This window comes from Actinoplanes sp. M2I2, from assembly GCF_023544445.1.
Classification (GTDB): Bacteria; Actinomycetota; Actinomycetes; order Mycobacteriales; family Micromonosporaceae; genus Actinoplanes.
The window spans coordinates 275,004-299,072 of the sequence record NZ_JALPVJ010000007.1; the positions used below are offsets into that span (position 1 = coordinate 275,004).

A 24,069-nucleotide genomic window follows, 5' to 3' on the forward strand; every position below is an offset into this window, starting at 1 on the left:
AACGGTCGTTCAATCCACAGACCGTGCCGGATGAAGGCCCCCGACGCTGTTTGCCGCTTGGCTCTACAGCGCGGCGGCGATGCGGTCGCCGACTTCGGCGGTACGCAGCGGCGCGCCCGTCGTGCGGGACGCGACCTCGGCCGCGACCGCCTCGGATACTCGGCGGGCCTCGTCGTGGTGGCCCAGGTGCTCGAGCAGCAGCGAAGCGGAGAGGATGGCGGCCGCCGGGTCGGCGATGCCCTGACCGGCGATGTCGGGCGCCGAGCCGTGCACCGGCTCGAACGTCGACGGGTACTGACGCTCCGGGTTGACGGAGCCGCTGGCCGCCATGCCGATGCCGCCGGTAACGGCAGCGGCGATGTCGGTGAGAATGTCACCGAAGAGGTTGTCGGTCACGACCACGTCGTACCGCTGGGGGTTGCTGACCATGAACATGCTGGCCGCGTCGATGTGCTGGTATTCGGTCGTGACCTCGGGGAACTCGGCGGACACGGCGGCGAACGTGCGCGCCCACAGACCGCCGGCCTTGGTCAGCACGTTGGTCTTGTGCACCATGGTCAGGTGGCGGCGGTCGCGGCGCTGGGCCCGGGTGAACGCGTCACGGATGACCCGCTCGACGCCGTACCGGGTGTTCAGGCTCTCCTCGGTCGCGACCTCGGCGGGAGTGTCCTTGTGCAGGACGCCGCCGGCGCCGACGTAGAGGCCCTCGACACCCTCGCGCACCACGACCATGTCGATCTCGCTGGGCTTGACGCCGGCCAGCGGGCTGGTGGTGCCCGGCCAGAGCTTGGAGGGGCGCAGGTTCACGTACTGGTCGAAGTCGAACCGCAGCTTGAGCAGCAGCCCGCGCTCGAGCACGCCGGGCGGGACGCTGGGGTCGCCGATCGCGCCGAGCAGGATCGCGTCGTGCCGGGCCAGCTCGTCCTGGATGGCCTGGGGCAGAACCTCGCCGGTGCGGTTGTAGAAGCGGGCGCCGAGGTCGTAGTCGTCGAACTCGGTGCCCGGGAGCACGGCCTCGATGACCTTGCGAGCCTGCGCGGTCACCTCGGTACCGATGCCGTCGCCGGCCACCACCGCGATCCGCGCCACGCTCACGTCTGCTCCCTCAGTCATCGGTCTGCGAGCCTCAGGCTAGCGTGCCGGTCTCGATCTTCGGTACAGCGGTCCCACCTAGTGAACGTTAAGCCGGTTTCGCACACGCCGACCGGGACGCGAACAGCCCCCGGACCGCGGCAAACGGTCACGGGGGCTGTTGCGACGAGTACGCGTGGCTCGGTCCCGCCGAAATACTGCTATCCACATACTCCGATCCACGCGGCCCGACAGTGGACACGTCACCCGAAGACGAGCCCGCCGGCGAACCGTGCGGCACGGACAACGCTAGCGATGCGGACTAAAGACGCGCAAGACGCATCCCCCGCGTGTCGGCCCGGATGTTCCGGCCCACATGGCACCATGCGCCGGTGAGTTTCGACCTCGTGGTGTGGGCGATGGACAAGACGGACCTGCCGGACGCCGTGCGGGCCGCCAACGCGCGGTGCGCGCGCGGTGAGCACCCGCAGCGCCCGGCCGACCCGCGCGTCGTCGCCTTCTATGACGCCCTGACCAGCAGTTATCCCGACCGTGGGCCACGCGCCTCGGCGGCCGGCTCGCCGTGGGCGCACCCCCCGCTGCACGCCGCGGCCGACCACATCCAGATGCGGCTCGACGAGAACTGCCCGGACGAGGTGCTCGAGACGATCGAGCGGCTGGCCGCCGAACTCAACCTCGACCTGCTGGATCTGCAGGACGGTACGGTCTATCCACCGCCTGTCCGGACCCGTTGAGCCGCAGGTCGACAAGGCTGCCCCGCTCGGCCCCGATCTCGGCCGCCACCGTGGAGAGCAGCTCGGGATCGACCGACGAGTCGACGGTCAGAGACATCAGCGCCTCGCCACCGGCCTCGCGCCGGGCCACCTGCATGGCGGCGATGTTGACCCCGGCCTCGCCCAGGATGCTGCCGATCGCGCCGACGACCCCCGGCCGGTCGCTGTAGCGGAAGAACAGCAGCACCCCGTCGGCGTTGAGATCCAGGTCGAAGTCGTCCAGGCCGGTCAGCTTGGCGATCTCCCGGGCGCCGTGGACGGTCGACGTGCCGGCCACGCTCACCGACCGGCCGTCGGGCAGGACGCCGCGCACGGTGACCAGGTTGTGCTGCTCCACCGGCTCGTCGCTGACCACGAGCTCGACCTCGACACCACGGTCGGCAGCCAGCTGCGGCGCGTTCACGTACGTCACCCGCTCGTCCACCACCGCCGTGAAGAGCCCCTTGGTGGCGGCCAGCCGCAGCACCCCCACGTCGTGCGACACGATCTCGCCGCGGACCTCCACCGCCACGCTCGCCGCGACGTGCCCGGCCACCGCGGTGAAGACCCGGCCCAGCTTCTCGGCCAGGCCCAGCAGCGGCCGCACGTCCTCGTCGACCACCCCGCCGGCCTGCACGTTCACCGCGTCGGGGACGAACTCGCCGTCGAGCGCCAGTTTCACGCTGCGGGCCACCGACAGACCGGCCTTGTCCTGCGCCTCGGCCGTGGACGCGCCCAGATGCGGGGTGACGACGACGTTGTCGAAGCCGAACAGCGGCGAGTCGGTGGTCGGCTCGGTGACGAACACGTCCAGCCCGGCGCCGGCCACCCGCCCCTCGCGCAGCGCGGCGGCCAGCGCGTCCTCGTCGATCAGCCCGCCCCGGGCGGCGTTCACGATGCGCACCCCCGGCCGCACCAGGGCCAGCTCCTTCTCGCCGATCAGTCCGACGGTCTCGGGCGTACGGGGCAGGTGCACGGAGATGAAGTCGCTCTCCCGCAACAGCTCGTCCAGGCCGACCAGCCGCACGCCGAGCTGCGCCGCGCGGGCCGGTTGCACGTACGGGTCGTAGGCGATCAGCCGGGTGCCGAAGGCGGCCATCCGCTGGGCGAAGAGCACCCCGATGCGGCCGAGCCCGACGACGCCGACCGTCTTGCCCTGCACCTCCACGCCGACGAAGCGCGACCGCTGCCACCGGCCGCCCTTGAGCGAGGCCGTGGCCGCGGCCGTGTGCCGGGCGGTGGCCAGCAGCAGCGCGATCGCCTGCTCGGCGGCCGACACGATGTTGCTGGTCGGCGCGTTGACCACCAGGACACCGCGGGCGGTCGCGGCGGCCAGGTCGACGTTGTCGAGACCGACCCCGGCCCGGGCCACCACCCGCAGGCGCCGGCCGGCCGTGAGCACCTCGGCGTCGACCCGTGTCACGCTGCGCACGATGAGGGCCTCGGCCTCGGCCACCTGACCCAGCAACGCGTCCCGATCACCCCCGTCGACGTGGCGGACGTCGTAGTCGTGGGCGAGAACGTCGACGGCGGACGGGGCGAGTTCCTCGGCGATCAGGACGACGGATGTCACGCGGGCAGCCTCCGGGGATCGCTGGGGATCGCTGGGGATCGATGCGATCGTATGCGTCCCGGAGGCCGGCGTCACCCTTTCCCGCGCGCCGGCCGGCGCCTCACCGGGTCGGGATCGTATTTCCAGAAAACACTTCGGCCCGCCTTCCGGGCTCAGAGAGCCGGGAAAGCGGGCCGAGAGGCGAATCAGGCAGTTTCGGTGATGGGGCGGTCGACCCAGCTCATCATGTCGCGCAGCTTCTTGCCGGTGACCTCGATGGGGTGCTGGGCACCCTGCTCGCGGTACTTCTTGAGCAGCGGGCCGCCGTTGTCGTCGTCCTCGATCAGCTGGCGGGTGAACTCGCCGGACTGGATGTCGCCGAGGATGCGCTTCATCTCGGCCTTGGTCTCGGCGTTGATGACCCGCGGGCCGCTGACGTAGTCACCGAACTCGGCGGTGTCCGACACGCTGTACCGCATGCGGGAGATGCCGCCCTCGTACATCAGGTCGACGATCAGCTTGAGCTCGTGCAGGCACTCGAAGTACGCGATCTCGGGGGCGTAGCCCGCCTCGGTGAGCACCTCGAAGCCGGTCTGGACGAGCGCCGCGGTGCCGCCGCAGAGCACGGCCTGCTCGCCGAACAGGTCGGTCTCGGTCTCTTCCTTGAAGGTCGTCTTGATGACGCCGGCGCGGGCGCCACCGATCGCCTTCGCGTACGAGAGGGCGAGCGCGAGACCCTCGCCGGTCGGGTCCTGCTCGACGGCGACCAGACACGGCACGCCCTTGCCGTCCACGTACTGGCGGCGGACCAGGTGACCCGGGCCCTTGGGCGCCACCATGGCCACGGTGACGTCGGCCGGGGGCTTGATGAGCTCGAACCGGATGTTGAGACCGTGACCGAAGAAGAGGGCCTTGCCCGCGGTCAGGTTGGGCGCGATCGACTCGGCGTAGATCTTGCGCTGCGCGGTGTCCGGCGCCAGCACCATGATCACGTCGGCCCAGGCCGACGCCTCGAACGGCGTCTTGACCTCGAGGCCCTGCTCCTCGGCCTTGGCCCGGCTCTTGGAGCCCTCCTTCAGGCCCACGACCACCTCGACGCCCGAGTCGCGCAGCGACAGCGAGTGGGCGTGGCCCTGGCTGCCGTAGCCGATCACGGCGACCTTCTTGCCCTGGATGATCGACAGGTCGGCGTCGTCGTCGTAGAACACTTCCGCGGTCATTTGTTCCTCTTCAGTCTCAGTCCGGAATGCGAAATCAGGCGGCGCGCAGGGCGGGCCCGGTGGTGATGGAGCGGGAACCACGGCCGATGGCCACGAGGCCCGACTGGACCATCTCCTTGATGCCGTACGGCTCGAGGTCGCGCAGCAACGCGTCCAGCTTGTCGGGGTTACCGGTGGCCTCGATCGTGAGGGTGTCCGGAGCGACGTCGATCACCTTCGCCCGGAACAGCTCGACCGTCTCGAGCACCTGGCTGCGCTGCACGCGATCGGCGCGCACCTTGACCAGCAGAAGCTCGCGCTGAACCGACTGATGCGGGTCCAGCTCGACGATCTTCAGGACGTTCACCAGCTTGTTGAGCTGCTTGGTCACCTGCTCCAGGGGTGAGGAGTCGGCGTTGACCACGATCGTGATGCGGGAGACGTCCGGGTTCTCCGTCTCGCCCACCGCCAGCGAATCGATGTTGAAGCTGCGCCGCGAGAACAGACCGCTGACCCGGGCCAGCACACCGGGCTTGTTCTCCACCAGCACCGACAACGTGTGCTTGTTCACCTGAGCCTCCTGGTCATGTCCTTCTGGCCCTCGCGCGCGAGGCCGTCGTCAAGTGCGGCTGGGTGCTGCTCGGTGCAGGCGGCCATAACTAAAGGTCGTCCTCTTCGAACGCGGGACGCACGTCCCTGGCGAACATGATCTCGTCGTTGCTGGTGCCGGCCGGAACCATCGGCCACACCATGGCGTCCTTGCCGACCGTGAAGTCGATGACCACGGGCGCGTCGTTGATCTCCATGGCCTGCTTGATGATCTTGTCGACGTCGTCCTTGGACTCGCAGCGCAGGCCGATGCACCCGAGCGCCTCGGCCAGCTTCACGAAGTCGGGGATGCGGTGCTTGTGGGTGCCCAGCTCGGTGTTCGAGTAGCGGCCCTCGTAGAACAGGGTCTGCCACTGCCGGACCATGCCCAGGTTGCCGTTGTTGATCACGGCGATCTTGACCGGGATGCCCTCCAGGGCGCAGGTGGCCAGCTCCTGGTTGGTCATCTGGAAGCAGCCGTCGCCGTCGATCGCCCAGACCGGGGTCTCCGGCTTGCCGACCTTGGCGCCCATCGCGGCCGGGACGGCGTAGCCCATGGTCCCGGCGCCGCCCGAGTTCAGCCACGTGGCGGGCTTCTCGTACCTGATGAACTGCGAGGCCCACATCTGGTGCTGCCCCACGCCGGCGACGTAGATGGCGTCCGGGCCGACCAGCTCGCCGATGCGCTCGATCACGTACTGCGGGGCCAGGGTGCCGTCGGTCGGCTCCTCGTAGCCCAGCGGGTAGCGCTCGCGCAGCTCGTTCAGCGTGGCCCACCACGGCTCGTACTGACCCGCGCCCTCGGCCGCGGCGGAGACCGCGGCGATCAGCTCGTCGATCACGTGCCGGGCGTCGCCCACGATCGGGACGTCGGCGTGCCGGTTCTTGCCGATCTCGGCCGGGTCGATGTCGGCGTGCACGACCTTGGCGTCCGGCGCGAACGAGTCGAGCTTGCCGGTGACCCGGTCGTCGAAGCGCGCGCCCAGGGTGATCAGCAGGTCGGCCTTCTGCAGCGCGTAGACCGCCGGGACGGTGCCGTGCATGCCGGGCATACCCAGGTGCTGCGGGTGCGAGTCGGGGAACGCGCCGAGCGCCATCAGCGTGGTCACGACCGGGATGCCGGTCATCTCGGCCAGCTTGCGCAGCCCGTCGGTGGCGCCGGCCTTGAGCACGCCGCCGCCGACGTAGAGCACCGGCCGCTTGGCCGCCGCGATCAGGCGGGCCGCCTCCCGGATCTGCTTGCCGTGCGGGTGCAGCGTGGGGCGGTAACCCGGCAGGTCGAGCGTCGGCGGCCAGGTGAAGGCGGTCTGGGCCTGGAGCACGTCCTTGGGGATGTCGACCAGGACCGGGCCGGGACGGCCGGTGGCGGCCAGGTGGAACGCCTCGGCCAGGATCCGCGGGACCTCCTCGGGCGTCTGCACGAGGAAGTTGTGCTTGGTGATGGGCAGCGTGATGCCCTGGATGTCGGCCTCCTGGAAGGCGTCCGTCCCGATCGCGGGCCGGGCCACCTGTCCGGTGATCGCGACGATCGGCACCGAGTCCATGTAGGCGTCGGCGATCGGCGTGACCAGGTTGGTCGCGCCCGGGCCGCTGGTCGCGATGCAGACGCCGACCCGGCCGGTGGCCTGCGCGTAGCCGGTGGCGGCGTGCCCCGCGCCCTGCTCGTGGCGCACCAGGATGTGCCGGACCTTGGAGTCGAAGAGCGGGTCGTAGGCCGGGAGGATCGCGCCGCCCGGGATGCCGAACACGACCTCGACCCCGAGCGCCTCGAGCGACCGCACGAGCGCGCCGGCGCCCGTGGTGGGAACCGGGGAGGCTACGGCCGGGGCCTGGTTGGCGGCCGCCGCGACAGTGGCCGGGTTGGCTCGGTGGGCGAGAGTCTCGGGAGTGGGTCTCGTCATGGCACTTCATACCTTTTCAAGTTGGTCGGTCCAGGCTGAGCAGCTGTATGCGAGCAACAAAAAAGGCCCTCGTGCCGTAACAGCACGGGACCTGGCGCACTCTCGCCGTCTCAGGACGGCTGGAGTGCGCTCACATAAGTACTCGGGACGCGAAGCACATGCTGCCAACCTTGCCCCATCTCACGCGGTGAGTCAACTGATCCCATATTTTGATCACTCGGCCCGTTCACCCGTTGGGGCGGCGAAGCCCGGATCGCTGGGCAACAGGGCCCTGAGCTGCCGCATTCCGGGTCCGAGCATCACCACTTGGCTGCGCGGAGCGGCGTCGGCGGGCGGGGCCGATCGCGGTGCCGGCACCGGCCGCGACGGGCTCTGCCGCAGGGTCCGCAACTGCGCCTCGAGGTGTTCGGCCGGCACGCCCCAGCCGAACAGCGAGCCCTGACCCAGCCGGCAGCCGGCCTCCTCGACCACGGCCCGCTGCGCCGGGGTGCCGATGCCCTCGGCCAGCACCTCGAGCCCGAGCCGGTGCCCCAGCCGCACGACGACGTCGACCAGCGGCGCGGCCGTTCCCGTCCGGGACTCGGGCTCGGCCACCAGCGCGTGATCGATCTTGAGGATGTCGACCGGCAGCGTCCGCAGCTGGCCGAGCGACGAATAGCCGGCGCCGAAGTCGTCCAGCGCGATCCGGACGCCGGTGGTCCGCAGCTCGGTGAGGCGGCTGATCAGCTCTTCCAGGTCGGTGGCGACGGCGTGCTCGGTCACCTCGAGCACCAGCCGCTGCGGCGGCACCCCGTGGCGTTCGAGCACATCGGCGACCTGGCCCGCGTAGTCGGCCGCGTGCAGTTCCTTGGGCGAGAGGTTGACCGACACCCAGACGTCGTGCCCCCGGGCCAGCCACTCGGCGAGCTGGACGCAGGCCTGCTCGAGCACCCAGGCGCCGATCCGGTTGATCAGCCCCGACTCCTCGGCGACCGGGATGAACTCGTCCGGCCGCACCGCCCCGAGCGTCGGGTGGGTCCAGCGCAGCAGCGCCTCGGCGCCCACCGGCCGCGTCGACGGCAGCGCCACCACCGGCTGGAAGACCAGCCGCAGCTGCTCGCGGTCGATCGCGTGGCGCAGCTCGTTCTCCAGCGTCCCGCGGCGGCGCAGCAACTCGTCGTACCGCTGCTGGTAGCGCTCCACGCGGTTCTTGCCGCGCTGCTTCGCGTAGCGCAGCGCCAGGTCGGCGTCGCGGATGATGTCGCCCGTGTCGGCCGGGCCGGGCCCGGTGGAGGCCACCCCCAGGCTGGCCGACAGGAAGACCGAGCCCCCGTCGACCTCGTACGGCTCGCCCAGGACGGCCAGCAGCCGGTGTGCGGTCAGCATCGCCTCGTCGGCCGTGCCGCGCATGAGGACCGCGAACTCGTCACCGCCCAGGCGCGCGGCGACGTCGCCGTCGAGCAGGTTGTGCTGCAGCCGCCGGCCGACCTCGGTGAGCACCGCGTCCCCCACGTCGTGGCCGCGCATGTCGTTGACCGTCTTGAAGCCGTCGAGGTCGATGCCGACCAGCACCAGCGACTCACCGCTGTCGCGCAGAGCCCGTTGCAGACCGCGGCGGTTGGCCAGCCCGGTCAGCGGATCGGTGTGCGCCAGCTCGCGGAAGTGGGCCTCGCGCGAGCGCAGCTCCAGCGTGTAGCGGCGCACGTCGCCCAGGGCCAGATATTGCCGGCCGACCAGCGCGAGGCCCTCGACGGCGGCGCCCACGAAGCCGTACAGGTCGAAGTCGCCGCCCCGGATCAGGTGGTAACCGAGGGCGACGACCATCACCAGCATCGGGACCACCGCGTAGGCCGTGCTGCGGTCGGTGACGTCGCCCACCACGGTCACCGGCCGGTCGGCCACCTTGACCGCTCGCGCGATGACGAACAGGCCGGTCGGCAGCAGCAGCGCGCCGGCCAGCGCGGCGCCGTCCGCGTCCTGGCAGATGCCGCCGGCCAGGGCGACCGCGGCCGCGGCGACCAGGGTCACCCCGCCGGCCACCCGTACGGTGGTCAGCCGGGGCCGGTGGGCGTGCAGCGCGAGCACGATGGTGAGACCGAGCGAGAGCACCGCCAGGCCGGTCGGGATCAGCACCGACGGGCAGGCCATCGGGGTCGCGTCGCCCAGGATGCGGGTCGGCTCGGCGATCAGCACCCAGCCGGCGAACCAGATCGCCGCGGCGATGACCAGGCCGTCCAGCAGGTGGCGCAGGGCCGCGCCGGGATTTTCGGCCGCGCCCGGCAGCATCGCCGTGCCGATCAGCAGGATCAGGATGCCGATGGCGGTGCCGGCGGCGACCGCGGTGCCGAGCGCCATCCGGGGCGGCGCGGTCGTGGTCATCAGCACACTGAGCAGGCCGGCCAGCGCGGCCCCGGCGGCGATGGCGCCACCCGCGGCCAGCGCGAGATGGGCCCGGCGGGCCGCGCCCGTGTGCCGGCGCCCGGAGTTGCCGAGCACGGCGACAGCCGGGACCGCGACGAGAAGGCTCGCGAGCCCGGCCAGCTCCACGCCGGACGGTGATGGCACGGGAACACTCTGCCCGATGCTGATCTATTTAACGAGCCCTCCGGCGGGTCTTTCCCGGGGGTTTCCCGAGGGCGAAATCCCGGCCTGTGGACGGAGTTGGCGGTCCTTACCGCCGACGGTGGCACACTGAGGGGATGCCTGACCTGCGTTCCCGGACCTCGACCCACGGTCGGACCATGGCCGGCGCGCGTGCCTTGTGGCGCGCCACCGGGATGACCGACGACGACTTCGGCAAGCCCATCGTGGCCATCGCCAACAGCTACACCCAGTTCGTACCGGGTCATGTGCACCTCAAGGACCTCGGCGGCCTGGTCGCCGATTCGATCGCCGAGGCCGGCGGGGTCGGCCGCGAGTTCAACACGATCGCGGTCGACGACGGCATCGCGATGGGTCACGGCGGCATGCTCTATTCGCTGCCCAGCCGCGAGCTGATCGCCGACGCGGTGGAGTACATGGTCAACGCGCACTGCGCCGACGCCCTGGTCTGCATCTCGAACTGCGACAAGATCACTCCCGGCATGCTGATCGCCGCGCTGCGGCTCAACATCCCGACCGTCTTCGTCTCCGGCGGCCCGATGGAGGCCGGCAAGACGGTCGCCATCGAGGGCATCGTGCACGAGAAGCTCGACCTCGTCGACGCGATGAGCGCCAGCGCCAACGAGAAGGTCACCGACGCCCAGCTCGACACGATCGAGCGCTCGGCCTGCCCGACCTGCGGGTCGTGCTCGGGCATGTTCACGGCGAACTCGATGAACTGCCTCACCGAGGCGATCGGGCTGGCCCTGCCGGGCAACGGCTCGACCCTGGCCACCCACGCCTCGCGCAAGCAGCTGTTCGAGAAGGCCGGCGAGCTGATCGTCCAGATCGCCAAGGAGTACTACGAGAACGACGACGAGTCGGTCCTGCCGCGCAACATCGCGAACCGGTCCGCCTTCGAGAACGCCGTCGCCCTCGACGTGGCCATGGGCGGCTCCACCAACACGGTGCTGCACCTGCTGGCCGCCGCCCGCGAGGCCGGGCTCGACTTCAGCGTGGCCGACATCGACGCGATCTCGCGCCGGGTGCCGTGCCTGGCCAAGGTCGCGCCGAACAGCCCGAAATACCACATGGAGGACGTGCACCGCGCCGGTGGCATCCCGGCCCTGCTGGGCGAGCTCCACCGCGGCGGCTCGCTCAAGACCGACGTCCGCTCGGTGCACTCCCCTGATCTGCCCTCCTGGCTCGCCGAGTGGGACATCCGCGGCGGCAGCCCGTCCGAGGCGGCGCTCGAGCTCTTCCACGCGGCCCCCGGCGGCGTGCGCACCACCCAGCCGTTCAGCACGGAGAACCGGTGGGCGACGCTCGACACCAGCGGCGAGAACGGCTGCATCCGCTCGGTCGAGCACGCCTACACCGTCGACGGCGGCCTGGCGATCCTGTTCGGCAACCTCGCCCCCGACGGCTGCGTGGTCAAGACGGCCGGCGTCGACGAGTCGATCTGGAAGTTCACCGGCTCGGCCCGCGTCTACGAGTCGCAGGACGCCGCGGTCGACGGCATCCTCGGCAAGGAGGTCGTCGAGGGCGATGTGGTGGTCATCCGCTACGAGGGCCCCAAGGGCGGGCCCGGCATGCAGGAGATGCTCTACCCGACGAGCTTCCTCAAGGGCCGGGGCCTGGGCAAGGCGTGCGCGCTGATCACCGACGGCCGGTTCTCCGGCGGCACCAGCGGGTTGTCCATCGGCCACGTCTCGCCCGAGGCGGCCGCCGGCGGGCTGATCGCGCTGGTCCAGACCGGCGACGAGATCACCATCGACATCCCCGGCCGCAGCATCTCGCTGCACGTCGGCGACGAGGAGCTGGCTCAGCGCCGGCACGAGGAGGAGCGGCGGGCCAAGCCGTACTCCCCGGTCGACCGCCAGCGTCCGGTGTCGGCCGCCTTGCGCGCCTACGCGTCGATGGCGACCAGCGCGAGCGACGGCGCCTACCGGCGAGTGCCCGAGTAGGCCCTGCCTTCGAGGCCGCGCACCCATCGGGTGCGCGGCCTTTCTCGTGGCCGCGTCCCGTACGAGTTCGATCTTTCCCGGAGGGCAACTTCCGGTGGGATGCGTCGTTGGTCGACAGGTGAGGCCCGGCTGTTCCGGGCCCAGCCTCGAACGGACGCCCGCCATGGACACAGCTCAGCTGACCGACGATCCCGCCACCGCCCCGGCCGGCCCCGGCGAGGCGATCGTCCGCGGCCGCATCGACGGCCCCGGCGGGCTGCCGCTGCCCGGCGCCACGCTGACGATCACCGACTTCGGTGGGCAGCAACTGGCCCGCGCGGTCACCGCCGACGACGGCACCTATCGCATGGTGATGCACGCCGGCGGCTCGTTCCTGCTGATCTGCGCGGCCGACCGCCACCAGCCGGCCGCCGCGGTGATCAACGTGGCCGCCGGCGAGATCCGCCGGGTGCTGTCGCTGGCCGGCGCCGGCCAGATCACCGGCCGCGTCACCGACCGGGCCGGCCGTGGCCTGCCCGGCGCCACGCTGACCCTCACCGACCCGCGCGGCGAGGTCGTCGCGACGACCACCGCGGGCGCCGACGGCCGCTACCAGCTGCCCGGCCTGGACGGCCCGGAATACACGCTGACCGCCACGGCGGCCCACGCCCGGCCGGCGTCCCGCGCGGTCTCCCCCAACGAGCCCGGCCCGGTCGACCTGGCCCTGGCCGTGGGCGGCACGCTCACCGGCAACGTCCGCGCGGCCGGCTCGGGTCATCCCATCCCCGAGGCGTCGGTCGTCGCGGTCGACCGCACCGGCCGCGTCGCCGGCGCCGCCACGACCGACCAGCAGGGCCGGTACGAGCTGCGCGACCTGCCACCGGGCGTCTACACGGTCGCCGCGAGCGGCCACGCCCCGGTCGCCACCCGCGTCGAACTGACCGGCGACCACGCCGACCACGACATCACCCTCGGCACCCCGGCCGCGGCGGCCGCCCTGTACTGAGCGAGCACTTCCCCGAGGATCGGGCAGGCCCGCCCGGAATCGCTGGGAGGGCACCGCGAAGTGCCTTCTGTCGGTCGAGCGGGCGTCGATCTAGCGTCGGATCACCACTGGACGCCGAAGGGAACACCGCCACCATGTCCGACCGCACGTCTGAATACCGCGTCCACACGTACACCGCCGCAGAGCCGGGTCTGTTCGTCAACAGCTATGTGATCGAGACCGCCGAGGGTGTCGTTCTTGTCGACGCGAACCTGCTGCTGTCCGACGTCCGTGCGCTCTCCGCCCGGATCGCTGCGCTGCACAAGCCGTTGCTGGGCGTCTTCGTCACCCATGCGCACCCGGACCACTTCAACGGCCTGCCGGTGCTGGCCGGCGACGGAGTGCCGGTGTACGCGGCCGCCGAGGTGGCCGACACGATCGCTCGGATCGCCGACGCGAAACGTGTGCAATGGCAGCCGGTGTACGGCGACGAATGGCCCGACCGGCACCGGGTCCCGGACCGGCGGCTGTCCACGGGGGATGTGGTCGAGCTGGGCGGGCTGCGCTTCACGCTGCACACTGTCGGTGCTGCGGAGAGCGAGGCCGACTCCTACCTCACCCTCGACCACCATGCCTTCATCGGCGACCTGGCCTTCCACGGCACCCACCCGTACACGGCCGACGGGCACACCCGCAGCTGGCTCGCGGCCCTGGACACGCTCACCGGTGCGCTCGACGGCGCGGTCCTGTATCCGGGCCATGGCGCGCCCGGCGACGTCGGGATGCTGGCCGACCAGCGGCGATATCTCATGATGTACCGAGCAACGGTCGGTCGTCTGGCCGCCGGGGCGCCGACTCTGACCGACGCGCAACGCGAGGAGCTGACCGCCGTGATGACCCGCTTCCTGCCCGGCGCCCCGTTGAGCTGGATGATCGGTCTCGGCGCGGACGCGGTCGCCGCGGAGCTGGCCGGCGAAGTGACCGACGACGCCGGCGCGGCGCAGATCGAGGTGGTGCCGGCGTGAACGCCCACAGTCATTCGGGTCAGGCGGGCACTGTCGTCCGGTTGTGGAAATCTCGGGCCAGCAGGGCGTAGGCGGCGACGTCGCGGTGGCCGTCCGGGAAGGCAGCCGCCTCGCGCAGGACTCCCTCGAGGGTGAAGCCGAGACGTTCGGCCAGGCGCCGGCTGCGGTCGTTGGTGGTCAGGGTGCGCATCTCGACGCGGTGGAGTCGCAGTTCGCCGAACGCGTGGCCGAGGACGGCGGTCAGGGCGCTGGTGATCAGTCCCCGTCCTTCGGCGGCGGCGTCGAGCCAGAACCCCACCTCGCCGGTGGCTTCGGGCGCGTCGATGGTCAGGGTCAGGGCGCCGACCAGGCGGTGGCCGTTGCGGGCCGGGACACCGATCGCCAGGGGCAGGCGGGTGCCGTCGAGCCAGGCCCGCCCGGCGCGCTCCGCGGAGGCCCGGGTGGCCTCGAGGGTCGGCTCGTCCGGGCCGGGCGACCACTGAGCCAGGCGGACGTGGTTGGCGAGGAACAAGGCGTGGTAGGCGTCGGCGATCGCCAGGGTTCTCGGGATCAGGACTATCCCGTCCCCGATCGGCCAGACGAAACGGGCGGTGGTGATGACGTCCGACATGGACCGGATCCTAGGGCGCGACGATCAACCGCGCCGGTCGCCGGCGGAGGACGGCTCGTGGGTGGCTGCGCCTGTTCCGGCAACCGAAGCGGGGCCGGTTGTCGATCCGGAACAGGCGCGGGGCTCAGCGCGGTGCGGCCACGTCGTTGACGCAGCGGAGGACCGGGCGGGAAACCAGGGCCTCCTCGTCCAGCTTGTGTCCGGATTGGATGGTGAAGGTCACCGACTCCCCGGGCAGGACGTCCACGGCGGCCCGGTCCGCTTCGGCGGCGGGGTCGAGGCGGTCCGGGAAGAGGGTCAGCGAGCGCAGCAGCGACGTCGCCCGGACCGTGACCGTGGTGGTGTCGCCGTCGTGGGTGACGTCGGCGTCGTAGTCGGCGGCGGGCCACGGAATGTCCTTGTCCAGCGCCCAGAACCACGTCGGGCCGGCGTCGGTGGCGAGGAACTCCGTGGTGGGGTCGCCGGGCGCCGACAGCTCGGCGGGCAGCGCCAGCGTGACGTTCTCACCCGGCGGCACGGTCGCCTCCAGGAGGGCCGACGCGAGCACGGCGCCGGTCAGGTCGCGGCGGGTCACGGTGGTCGAGACCACCCACGGCGTACGGCTGTCGTTGGCGGCCACCAGTGCGGGCGGGCCCTCGGGCGGGACGACCGCGCCGGGCTCGAGACCGGGGGGCGGGCCGCCGGCGGTCAGCGGGGCACCCGTACGCGGCTGGAAGGTCAGCAACCGGTCGGCGTAGGCATCCCTCATCGCGTACCAGAGGGGCTTCTTGCGGCCGTCGCCGTCGACCGCCGCCCACGAGGTGACCGGCCAGCAGTCGTTGAGCTGCCACATGATCGTGCCCTGGCAGAGCGGGCGCAGCGACCGGAAGTGCTCGATGCCGAAGGCCACCGCGCGGGCCTGGTTGAGCTGGGTCAGGAAGTGCCAGTCGTCGAAGTCGCGCGGGGCGGGCAGGTGGTTGGCCAGACCGCGCTCGAGTTTCTGGTCGCCGCCGACGGCCTTCTGGTGGTGAGCCATGCCGGGCGAGTCCGGGGCCAGCCGCTCGTCCGAGATCGAGCGGCGCAGCGTCGAGAACGCCGGCGGGGCCTGGAAGCCGAACTCGGAGACGAAGCGCGGGCGGTAGGCGGCGTACTTGGTGTAGTCGTCGGTGTTCCACACGTCCCAGATGTGCGTGGTGCCGTGGACCGGGTCGTTCGGGTAGCGGTCGCGCGTGCCCGAGTACGGGCTGCCCGGCCAGTACGGGCGGGACGGGTCGAGTTCGCCGACGATGCGCGGCAGCAGGTCGTAGTAGAAGGTCGAGCCCCAGGTCCGGCCGTTCAGCTCGGCCTTCCAGCCCCAGTCCTCGTAGCCCCACAGGTTCTCGTTGTTGCCGGTCCAGACGACCAGGCTGGGGTGTGACGCGAGGCGGACGACGTTCTCGCGGGCCTCGGCCTCGATCTCGGAGCGGAACGGCTCCTCCTCGGGGTAGGCGGCGCAGGCGAACAGGAAGTCCTGACCGACCAGGAAGCCCATCTCGTCGGCGAGGTCGTAGAAGTCGAACGACTCGTACCGGCCGCCGCCCCAGATGCGCAGGTAGTTGACGTTGGCCTCGGCGGCCTGCCGGAACCGGGTGGCGAGCCGCCCGCGGGTGATCCGGTCGGCGAAGACGTCGTCGGGGATCCAGTTGATGCCGCGGACGAACACCGGCACGTCGTTGACGATCACGGTGTAGCCGTCTCCGGCGGTGTCGATGCGGACGCTGCGGAAACCGATCTTGCGTTCCCAGGTGTCGAGGACCGAGCCGTCGGCCGACGTGAGCGTCACGCCGAGGTCGTAACGGGCCTGGTCGCCGAAGCCGCGCGGCCACCACAGGCCGGGGTCGTCCACGGTGAGGATCAGCAGCGCCTCGATGCCGTCGACCGTCGCCCGGGCGCTCCGGCCGGCCACCTCGGCGGTGATCGTCACCGGCTCCTCGGCCGCGCGGGCGAGACGTACGCGCAACTCGACCCGGCCGGTGCCGCGGTCGACGGTCACCTGGGGGCGTACCTCGGCGAGCCGGGCCACCGACCACGTCTCCAGCCCGATCGGCTGCCAGATGCCGGCCGTCACCAGCGTCGGACCCCAGTCCCAGCCGAAGTTGCAGGCCTGCTTGCGGATGAAGTTGAAGGGCTCCGGGTACGCGTTGGGGCGGTTCCCGAGACGCTGCTGCTCCGCCTCGGCGTACGCGTAAGCGCTCGTGAACTTGATCGTCAGGTCGTTGACGCCGTCGCGCAGCAGCGAGCCGACGTCGAAGCGGTAGCCCCGGTGCATGTTGGCCGTCTCGCCCACGGGCGAACCGTTCAGCTCGATCGAGGCCACCGTGTCGAGGCCGGCGCAGACGAGGTCGGTCCGCCCGCCCGGCTCGGCGATGAAGCTGGTCGAGTACTCCCAGTCGGTGCGGCCGATCCAGGCGAGCTCGGTCTCGTTCTCGTCCAGGTACGGATCCTCGATGCGACCGGCCCGCAGCAGGTCGGTGTGCACGCAGCCGGGCACCACGGCCGGGATGCCGGCGAGGTCGGCGCCCGAGAGGGTCCAGCCTTCGTGAAGAGGTTGGTACGAGGTCACGATTCTCCTTATCAGCCCGCCCGGCTCAGCCCACCTGATCCGGCCGCGGTCGCTCAGGACTTGACGGCGCCTTCCATGATCCCTCGGACGATCTGGCGTCCGCCGATCAACAGCAGCACGATCAGCGGAACGGTCGCCAGGAACGCGCCCGCCAGCACCCGCCGGTAGATGACGTAGTTGCCGCTCGCCAGGTCGGAGAGGGCCACCATCGAGGTCGGGAAATCGGTGCCGTTGAGCTGGATGAGCGGCCACTGGAACTCGTTCCAGGCCATCACGAAGGTGAGCAGGCCCAGCACCGCGAGCGCCGGGCGGATCGCCGGCAGCACGATGTTCCAGTACACCCGCAGGGTCAGCGCGCCGTCGATGCGCGCCGCCTCGACCAGCTCGTCCGGCACCGCGTGGGCGATGAACTGCCGCATGTAGAAGACGCCGAACGCGCTGACCAGGCTGGGCGCGATGACCGCGAGCAGCGTGCCGTTCCAGCCCAGCTTGCCCATCACGATGTAGAGCGCGACGATGCCGAGCTGGTTGGGCACGGTCAGGGTCAGGATGACCACGACCATCAGCCCGTTGCGGCCCTTGAAGCGCAGCTTGGCGAAGGCGAAGCCGGCCAGCGAGCAGAAGAACAGCGTGGCCACGGTGATCACGCTCGACACCAGCACGCTGTTGATCAGCGAGGCCGCGAAGTAGACCTCGTTGAGGGTGAAGACCTCCCGCACGTTGGCCAGGAACTCGCCGCCCGGCAGCAGGGCCGGCGGGAACGCGGCGACCGCCTCGTCGGTGCTCGTCGCGATGACGAACATCCAGTACACCGGGAAGGCGGAGAAGAGCAGGGCGATGCCGAGCCCGAGGTACGTCAGCCAGCTGCCGCGGGTGTCCTGCGGCGCCCGGTTCGCGACCGTTGTCGTCACCGGTCCCCTCCGATGCGCTTGGTGAGCAAGGTGTTGATGCCGGCCACGATCAGGATGATCAGGAACAGCGCCCAGGACATGGCCGCGGCGTACCCGAGGTCGAGGTCCTTCCAGCCGACCTTGTAGATCAGCTGCGCGATGGTCTGGAACTGGTGGGCCGAGCCGCCGTCGGCCGACTGCGGGTTCTCGTCGAACATCATCGGCTCGTTGAAGAGCTGCAGCCCGCCGATGGTCGACAGGATCACGGTGAACACGACGACCGGTTGGATCATCGGTACGGTGATCTTCCACAGCTGTCGCCACGGGCTCGCGCCGTCGACCGCCGCGGCCTCGTACACGTCCCGGGGAATGGCCTGCATCGCCGACAGGTAGAGCAGCGCGTTGTAGCCGATCCACTTCCAGTTGACCATCGCGGCGATGGCGATCCAGGCGCTCCACTTCTGCGCCCGCCAGTCCAGCGGGGCCTCCTGGCCAAAGCCGACCAGCGACAGGAACCAGTTGGCCAGGCCGTTGTCCCGGGCGAAGAAGATCGCGAAGACCAGCGTCGAGGCGACGACCGGCGTGAGGTACGGCAGCAGGATGCCGATCCGCCAGTAGGTGTTGCCCCGGAGCTTGCGGTTGAGCAGGTTGGCGATGATCAGCGCGATCAGCAGCTGCGGCACGGTGGAGAGGATGAAGATGCCGAACGTGTTGCCCAGCGCGTTCCAGAAGTCCTCGTCGCTCAGCAGCCGGGAGAAGTTGGCGAAGCCCGCCCACCCGGTCAGCGTCGGGTCGTCCAGCCGCCAGTTCCGCAGCGCGACGATCCCGTTGAAGATGAGCGGGAAGACGCCGAAGATCGCGAAGAGGATGAAGAAGGGCGAGATGAAGATGTACGGGATGGTCTTGGTGTCGAACCGGTAGAGCCAATGCTTGGCCTGGCCGGGCGGGGGCGGCGGGGCCGGTTGCCGGGCCGCCGGCCGGAGCTCAGTGAGGGACACGGCCACTCCTAGGGGAGAGCGGGGCGGCGTGACGCCGCCCCGCCGTCGGGACTACTCGGTTCAGGACTTGCCGGTCTTGGCGACCTTCTCGGCCTGCTTGACCGCTTCCGCCCAGGCCGCGTCCGACTTGAGCCCGCCCTGCTGCACCCGGCGGATGACGTTCTCGACCGCCACCCGGGTGGGACCGTTCTTCTTGCCCAGGTACTGCGGCTTCAGGTTCTCCGCGGTGGCCGCGAAGATCTGGCCGGTGGGCGCGTTGCTCATGAATTCCTTCTTGTAGTCCAGCACCGCCGGGTCCTTGTAGAGGGCCGGCTGCGAGGGCAGGTTGCCGACCGTCTTGAAGACCTCGATCTGCTGCTCCGGCTGAACCATCCACTTCACGAAGTCGGCCGCGGCGTCGATGTTCTTGCCCTGCGACGGGATGGTCCACCAGGAGCCGCCCCAGTTGCCGCCGCCGCCCGGAATCGCGGCGATGTCCCACTTGCCCTTCTGGTCGGGCGCGGTCTCCTGGATGTGGCCGAGCATCCACGCCGGGCAGGCCAGCGCGGCGAACTGGTCCTTCTTGAAGCCGGTGTTCCAGTTGGCCTGGAAGCTGACCAGGTTGGCCGAGATGCCGGCGTCGATCGTCTTCATGCTCACGTCGAACGCGACCTTGGGGCCGCCGTCCATCACGAGCTGCTCCTGGTCGTTGTAGAAGCCGACCGGCTGCTGCGCGAGCACGGGGTTGAACATGTTGGTGCCCGAGTCGACAAACTTCTTGCCGGTCGCCTTGGTGTACTGCTTGCCGACCTCGATGAACTTGTCCCACGAGGGCCACAGCTTGGAGACGGCGTCGCGGTCCTTGGGCAGGCCGGCCTTCTCGAACAGGTCGCTGCGGTAGCACATGGCCAGACCGCCGACGTCGGTGCCGAGGCCGATCTGCTTGCCGTCGGCCGACATCGACGCCTTCCACTTCCAGTCGAGGTACTTCGACTGGAAGTCGGCGCCGCCCTTGTCGAGCAGGTTGACGAACTTGTCGCCCTGGTTGCGGAACTGGACGATGAAGCCCTCGTCGACCGCCGAGATGTCGGGGGCGCCCGAGCCGGCCACCAGCTTCTTCTGCAGGTCCTCGTGCTGGGCGTTGAATTCGCCGGTGTTCAGCACGATCTTGACGTTCGGGTGTTCCTTCTCGTACTTGGCCTTCAGCGCATCGAGGCCCATGTCGCCCCAGAACGCCACCTTGAGCGTGGTCTGACCGCCGGTCGCGCTGCTCTTGTCGTCGTTGCCCTCAAGGCTCTGCCCACTGCAGCCCGCGATCAACAGCGATGCCGCCGCACCCGCGACAGCTGCCCGCACAGTCCGTCTCATGACGCCTCCATAGAGGAGAGAAATTTACTGAACCGGATAAGTTGGAGAGACGCTATGACGGGCTCTCATGACTGTCAATACCGTGTTACAAGCTTGATCTGGCAGCGTTGTCAGTACTCTTTAAGCGGGATGATCCGGACTTTATGGGCCATCACTGTTTACAAAAGTGACTGTGGCCGCCGACACTTAACCGATCAATGTGCGCCCCAGCCAACTGTTCATCTCCGGGGAGATCCGTGTGAGAGCGCTCTACCGATTCCGGCACCGGTAAACTCCGCCGGTAGGCTCGGCAGGAACAGAGGAGACCGAGTGAAGCGGCCCACGATCGCCGACATCGCACGGCGGGCGGGCGTGTCGAAAGGCGCTGTGTCCTACGCGCTGAACGGCCAGCCCGGCGTCTCGGAGGCGACGCGCCAGCGCATCGTGGCGATCGCTCAGGAGATCGGCTTCAACCCCAACAGCGCCGCCCGGGCGTTGTCCGGGGCGAGCGCCCGCGCGGTGGGACTGACCCTCTGCCGGCCGGCCCGCATTCTCAGCATCGAGCCGTTCTTCATGGGTCTGATCAGCGGTTTCGAGGCCGAGCTGGCCGCCCGCTCGTACGCGCTGACGTTGCAGGTCGTCGCCACCCCGGAGCAGGAGATCGAGGTCTACCGGCGCTGGTGGGGCGAGCGCCGCATCGACGGCGTGATCGTCACCGACCTGCGCGAGGACGACCAGCGCATCCCCGTGCTCCACCAGCTGCAGCTGCCCGCGGTCGTCATCGGCGGCCCCGGCGACACCGGCCGGATAGCCCAGGTGTGGTCCGACGACGCCGGCGCGATCACCGAGACGGTGCGCTATCTGGTCGCGCTCGGCCACCGCCGGATAGCCCGGGTCGGCGGTCTGCCCGACCTGCTGCACACCCAGACGCGCACCCGGGCGTTCAACGACATCTGCACCGCCCTGGGGCTCAACGAGGCCGTGACCATGCCGTCCGACTACACGGGCGAGGAGGGCGGCCGGGCGACGCGGCGGCTCCTGATCGGCGCCGACCGGCCCACCGCGGTCATCTACGACAACGACGTGATGGCCGTGGCCGGCCTGGCCGTGGCGCAGGAGATGGGCCTGGCCGTCCCGGGTGACCTGTCCATCGTGGCCTGGGACGACTCCCCGCTGTGCAGCCTGGTGCATCCGCCGCTGACGGCGCTGTCGCGGGACATCGCCGAGTACGGGGCGCACGCCGCCCGCGAGCTGCTGGCCGCCATCGACGGCAAGCCGGTCGGCAACGTCGAGGCCGGCACAGCCCATCTGACCCCGCGCGGGAGCACCGCCCCGCCGCGCGCCTGACGCCGGCGCGTCTCAGGGACGGTGGGTCTCCAGGTAGGCCTCGATCCGCTCGGCCGGGGCCGGGTGACCGAGCACGAAGCCTTGGCCGTAGAGACAGCCGGCCTTGGCCGCGCGCTCGCACTGCTCCGACGTCTCGAGGCCCTTGGCCACGATCTCCAGACCGAGGCGACGGCCCAGGCTGACCACGACGTCGATCACCGCGGGCCCACTGCCCGCGGTGGCCTGCGGGCCGGTGTTGGTCAGCGAGGAGTGCAGTTTGAGCATGTCGACCGGAAGCCGGCGCAGGTGGGACAGGGAGGCCTGACCGGCGCCGAAGTCGTCCAGGGCGGCCCGGACGCCGAGCTTGCGCAGTCCGGCCAGGGAGGCCACGACCGCGGGCACGTCCTCGGCGATCCACGCCTCGGCCACCTCGACCACCAGCCGCTCGGGCGCCACCGCGTACCTCTGGAGGGTCGACGCGACCCGGTCGGGGAAACGCGCCGTCAGCAGCTCCCGCGGGGACACGTTGACCGAGAGCCAGAACCCGTTGTCGCCGCCCGTCCAGGTGGCCAGATGCTTGCAGGCGGCGTCGAGCACCCACTCGTCGAGCTCGGCCGAGATGCCCACGGCCCGGGCGATCGGCAGCAGCTCGTTGGGCAGGATCGTGCCGAGGTGCGGGTGCCGCCAGCGCAGCAGCGCCTCGACGCCCACCGGCTGGTCGTCGCGCAGGTCGACCACCGGCTGGAAGACCAGGTCGAGCTCGCCCCGGTCGGCCGCGCCGAGCACCTCGCGCTCCAGGTCCATGCGGCGGTCGAGCTTCATCTCGACGTCCGGGTCGTACCACTCCACGCGGTCCAGCCCGAGCTGACGGGCGCGGCGGCGGGCCAGGTCGGCGTGGCGCAGCACCTCGTCCGAGTCGGCCCCGTCGGCCAGCTCGGCCAGGCCGATGCTGGTGTGCAGCTCGACGATCGAGCCGGGCAGCTGCAGCGGCTCGGCCACCGCGGTGGCTATCCGGGCGGCCAGCGCGTAGGCCAGCACGGCGCTGTCCGACGTGAGCACCGCGAACTCGTCGCCACCGAGCCGGGCCGGCAGGTCGTCGGCGCCGAGCAGGCCGCGCAGGCGCCGGCCCACCTCGATCAGCACGGCGTCGCCGGTCTCGCGGCCCCGCGCGTCGTTGATCTCGGCCAGGCCGTGCAGGTCGATCACCAGCAGGGTGCCCTGCTGACCGGCCCGGCGGCGATGGGCCAGCAGCTCCCGCATCAGCGCACGACGGTTGGCCAGACCGGTGAGCTGATCGGTGTACGACAGCTTGTGCAGCGTCTTTTCCAGGTGCCGCCGGTCGCCGATGTCCCGCACGTGCACCACCAGCGCCGCCACTTCCGGCACGGCGCGCTGGTCGGAGATCGTCGACTCGGTCTCCCGCCACATCGCGGCGCCGTCGCGCAGCCGGGCGGTGACCAGCGCGGGCGGCCCGTCGGCGTCCTCACCGGCCAGCACCGCGTCGATCGCCTCGCGGGCGTCCTCGACGTCGTCCGGGTGGATCAGGTCGACGAAGGCGTTACCCACCACCTCGTCGTCGGTCAGCCCGAACAGGCGCGACGCGGCCGGGGACTGCCAGGTGATCCGCAGCTGCTCGTCGAGCACCAGAGTCAGGTCGGTCGCCCCGGCCACCAGGGACCGGAAGTGGGCCTCGGCGGTCTGCAACTGGCCCGCGTAGCGCCGGATGTCGTGCACCACGAGAAGCTCGCGCATCGCCAGCACGGTCACCATGGCGATACCGAGGATGATGCTGGTCGAGTCGAACTCCCGGCCGACGACCAGTTGCCAGATCGCGGCCACGACGCCCACCCCGGCCGGAACGGCGAGCAGCGGATAGCTGGCCAGATACTGGTCGGGGTTGCGCGGCTCGAGCGGCACCGGCGGCAGGTCGCGCCGCGAGCCGCCCTCGACCGTCAGGCCCAGGCCGGCGACGATGGGCAGGCCGGCCAGGGCCAGGGCCGTTCCGCCCGCGGCGCCGGTCGCCTCGGCCGCGAGCAGCGTCGCGATCGAACCGAGACCGCTCAGCACCAGGATCGAGCCGATGCCACAGCGGACGGCCGGCCAGCGTGCCGGCCAGCCCCGCAGCATGGCGACGAGGACGACGGCGGCGCCGGTCGCGCCGATCAGGATCACCGGCAGAGCGGCCGGACGGGTCAGGCCGGCCGGGGTCAGCAGATAGGCCGCGAAGGCGAGGCTGACGCCCAGGCCGAGGCCGTCGAAGGCGCGCCGGGAATGGACCATCCAGCCCTTGCCCGAGCCGGGCAGCAGCAGGGTGCCGGTCGCGTAGCAGGCGGCCGCCAGGCCGAAGGCCACGATCACCCAGACCGCCGTGGCCGGGGGCGCGAGCAGAGTGAACAGCACCGCGACGACCGCGGCGAGCGCGCCCATGCCGACGAACCCGGCGCCGCGGCAGGCGACGAACGACCGGTCGGCGTGGTGGATCGAGAGCGCGGCCCGGACCAGGTGGAACGTGGCCCACGAGCCGCAGCCGCCGACGCCCACGGCCAGGGCCAGCGGGACGGAGACCACACCGGCCACCCCGGCCAGCAGCACCACGGCCGCGGCGGCGGGGACGCCCAGCGACATGGCCCGGCGGCGGGGCCGGGCGGTGTGCGTGCGAGGCGGCACTGCCACGTCGACGGATCCTCCGGGATTGTCGTCGGATGAAGGGGGTCGGGCGGGCTCGAAGGGTCGCTGCAT

General features: G+C 70.9%; 17 protein-coding genes. 5 read left to right on the forward strand and 12 right to left on the reverse strand.

Features of this window, described 5'->3' with window-relative positions; genetic code table 11:
* Positions 1 to 63: 63 nt before the first annotated feature.
* On the reverse strand, positions 64 to 1,095 hold the full coding sequence (locus tag HJC40_RS15795) for a 3-isopropylmalate dehydrogenase (protein WP_250001834.1): 1,032 nt from the start codon (positions 1,093 to 1,095) through the stop codon (positions 64 to 66).
* 395 nt (positions 1,096 to 1,490) lie between these two features.
* Between HJC40_RS15795 and HJC40_RS15800 the strand changes: the two genes are divergently transcribed.
* Complete coding sequence (locus HJC40_RS15800) at positions 1,491 to 1,826, forward strand: hypothetical protein (RefSeq protein WP_284043268.1); 336 nt, start codon at positions 1,491 to 1,493, stop codon at positions 1,824 to 1,826.
* Here the strand turns inward: HJC40_RS15800 and serA are convergent.
* The 5 genes from serA to HJC40_RS15825 form a co-directional block, all read right to left on the reverse strand.
* Entirely contained in the window at positions 1,762 to 3,417 is a 1,656-nt protein-coding gene (gene serA / locus HJC40_RS15805) for a phosphoglycerate dehydrogenase (RefSeq protein ID WP_250001836.1), read from the reverse strand. The two genes, HJC40_RS15800 and serA, sit on opposite strands and share 65 nt — an antisense overlap.
* A 185-nt stretch (positions 3,418 to 3,602) precedes the next feature.
* Entirely contained in the window at positions 3,603 to 4,616 is a 1,014-nt protein-coding gene (ilvC, locus tag HJC40_RS15810) for a ketol-acid reductoisomerase (protein WP_250001837.1), read from the reverse strand.
* Between the two features lie 34 nt (positions 4,617 to 4,650).
* Positions 4,651 to 5,166: an acetolactate synthase small subunit gene (ilvN, locus tag HJC40_RS15815; RefSeq protein WP_250001838.1), complete on the reverse strand. Its 516-nt coding sequence runs from the start codon at positions 5,164 to 5,166 to the stop codon at positions 4,651 to 4,653.
* A gap of 88 nt (positions 5,167 to 5,254) precedes the next feature.
* Entirely contained in the window at positions 5,255 to 7,084 is a 1,830-nt protein-coding gene (locus HJC40_RS15820) for an acetolactate synthase large subunit (RefSeq protein WP_250001839.1), read from the reverse strand.
* Positions 7,085 to 7,297: 213 nt separating this feature from the next.
* A complete protein-coding gene (locus tag HJC40_RS15825) occupies positions 7,298 to 9,628 on the reverse strand; it encodes a putative bifunctional diguanylate cyclase/phosphodiesterase (RefSeq protein ID WP_374271890.1) in 2,331 nt (776 codons plus the stop codon).
* A 134-nt stretch (positions 9,629 to 9,762) separates the two neighbouring features.
* On the opposite strand from HJC40_RS15825, the gene ilvD reads away from it, so the two are divergent.
* From ilvD to HJC40_RS15840, 3 genes are all read left to right on the forward strand, one after another.
* Positions 9,763 to 11,610 (forward strand): dihydroxy-acid dehydratase, encoded by a 1,848-nt coding sequence (gene ilvD / locus HJC40_RS15830; RefSeq protein WP_250001840.1) that lies wholly within the window; start codon positions 9,763 to 9,765, stop codon positions 11,608 to 11,610.
* Positions 11,611 to 11,773: 163 nt separating this feature from the next.
* Positions 11,774 to 12,595: a collagen binding domain-containing protein gene (locus HJC40_RS15835; protein ID WP_250001841.1), complete on the forward strand. Its 822-nt coding sequence runs from the start codon at positions 11,774 to 11,776 to the stop codon at positions 12,593 to 12,595.
* A gap of 134 nt (positions 12,596 to 12,729) precedes the next feature.
* Complete coding sequence (locus HJC40_RS15840; protein ID WP_250001842.1) at positions 12,730 to 13,599, forward strand: MBL fold metallo-hydrolase; 870 nt, start codon at positions 12,730 to 12,732, stop codon at positions 13,597 to 13,599.
* A 19-nt stretch (positions 13,600 to 13,618) separates the two neighbouring features.
* On the opposite strand, the gene HJC40_RS15845 is transcribed toward HJC40_RS15840, so the two are convergent.
* The 5 genes from HJC40_RS15845 to HJC40_RS15865 form a co-directional block, all read right to left on the reverse strand.
* A complete protein-coding gene (locus tag HJC40_RS15845; RefSeq protein ID WP_250001843.1) occupies positions 13,619 to 14,209 on the reverse strand; it encodes a GNAT family N-acetyltransferase in 591 nt (196 codons plus the stop codon).
* Positions 14,210 to 14,333: 124 nt separating this feature from the next.
* Positions 14,334 to 16,790, reverse strand: coding sequence for a glycoside hydrolase family 2 protein (locus HJC40_RS15850; RefSeq protein ID WP_250001844.1), 2,457 nt, complete (start codon positions 16,788 to 16,790; stop codon positions 14,334 to 14,336).
* Between the two features lie 53 nt (positions 16,791 to 16,843).
* Positions 16,844 to 17,701 carry a carbohydrate ABC transporter permease gene (locus HJC40_RS15855; RefSeq protein WP_250001845.1) on the reverse strand — a complete coding sequence of 286 codons (858 nt, stop codon included), beginning with the start codon at positions 17,699 to 17,701 and terminating at the stop codon, positions 16,844 to 16,846.
* A complete protein-coding gene (locus tag HJC40_RS15860) occupies positions 17,698 to 18,678 on the reverse strand; it encodes a carbohydrate ABC transporter permease (protein WP_250001846.1) in 981 nt (326 codons plus the stop codon). Before HJC40_RS15860 ends, HJC40_RS15855 begins: the two co-directional genes overlap by 4 nt.
* Positions 18,679 to 18,738: 60 nt before the next feature.
* Positions 18,739 to 20,025 carry an extracellular solute-binding protein gene (locus tag HJC40_RS15865; protein WP_250001847.1) on the reverse strand — a complete coding sequence of 429 codons (1,287 nt, stop codon included), beginning with the start codon at positions 20,023 to 20,025 and terminating at the stop codon, positions 18,739 to 18,741.
* A 309-nt stretch (positions 20,026 to 20,334) separates the two neighbouring features.
* Between HJC40_RS15865 and HJC40_RS15870 the strand changes: the two genes are divergently transcribed.
* Complete coding sequence (locus HJC40_RS15870) at positions 20,335 to 21,351, forward strand: LacI family DNA-binding transcriptional regulator (RefSeq protein WP_250001848.1); 1,017 nt, start codon at positions 20,335 to 20,337, stop codon at positions 21,349 to 21,351.
* Between the two features lie 12 nt (positions 21,352 to 21,363).
* On the opposite strand, the gene HJC40_RS15875 is transcribed toward HJC40_RS15870, so the two are convergent.
* Positions 21,364 to 24,003 carry an EAL domain-containing protein gene (locus tag HJC40_RS15875; protein WP_250001849.1) on the reverse strand — a complete coding sequence of 880 codons (2,640 nt, stop codon included), beginning with the start codon at positions 24,001 to 24,003 and terminating at the stop codon, positions 21,364 to 21,366.
* Positions 24,004 to 24,069: the final 66 nt, after the last annotated feature.

Bases quoted from the DNA above. Each gene is read 5' to 3' on its own strand.
- HJC40_RS15840 (WP_250001842.1), top strand. From the start codon at position 12,730: ATGTCCGACCGCACGTCTGAATACCGCGTCCACACGTACACCGCCGCA.
- HJC40_RS15800 (WP_284043268.1), top strand. From the start codon at position 1,491: ATGGACAAGACGGACCTGCCGGACGCCGTGCGGGCCGCCAACGCGCGG.
- HJC40_RS15835 (WP_250001841.1), top strand. From the start codon at position 11,774: ATGGACACAGCTCAGCTGACCGACGATCCCGCCACCGCCCCGGCCGGC.
- HJC40_RS15845 (WP_250001843.1), bottom strand. From the start codon at position 14,209: ATGTCGGACGTCATCACCACCGCCCGTTTCGTCTGGCCGATCGGGGAC.
- ilvC (WP_250001837.1), bottom strand. From the start codon at position 4,616: ATGACCGCGGAAGTGTTCTACGACGACGACGCCGACCTGTCGATCATC.
- HJC40_RS15820 (WP_250001839.1), bottom strand. From the start codon at position 7,084: ATGACGAGACCCACTCCCGAGACTCTCGCCCACCGAGCCAACCCGGCC.
- HJC40_RS15865 (WP_250001847.1), bottom strand. From the start codon at position 20,025: ATGAGACGGACTGTGCGGGCAGCTGTCGCGGGTGCGGCGGCATCGCTG.
- ilvD (WP_250001840.1), top strand. From the start codon at position 9,763: ATGCCTGACCTGCGTTCCCGGACCTCGACCCACGGTCGGACCATGGCC.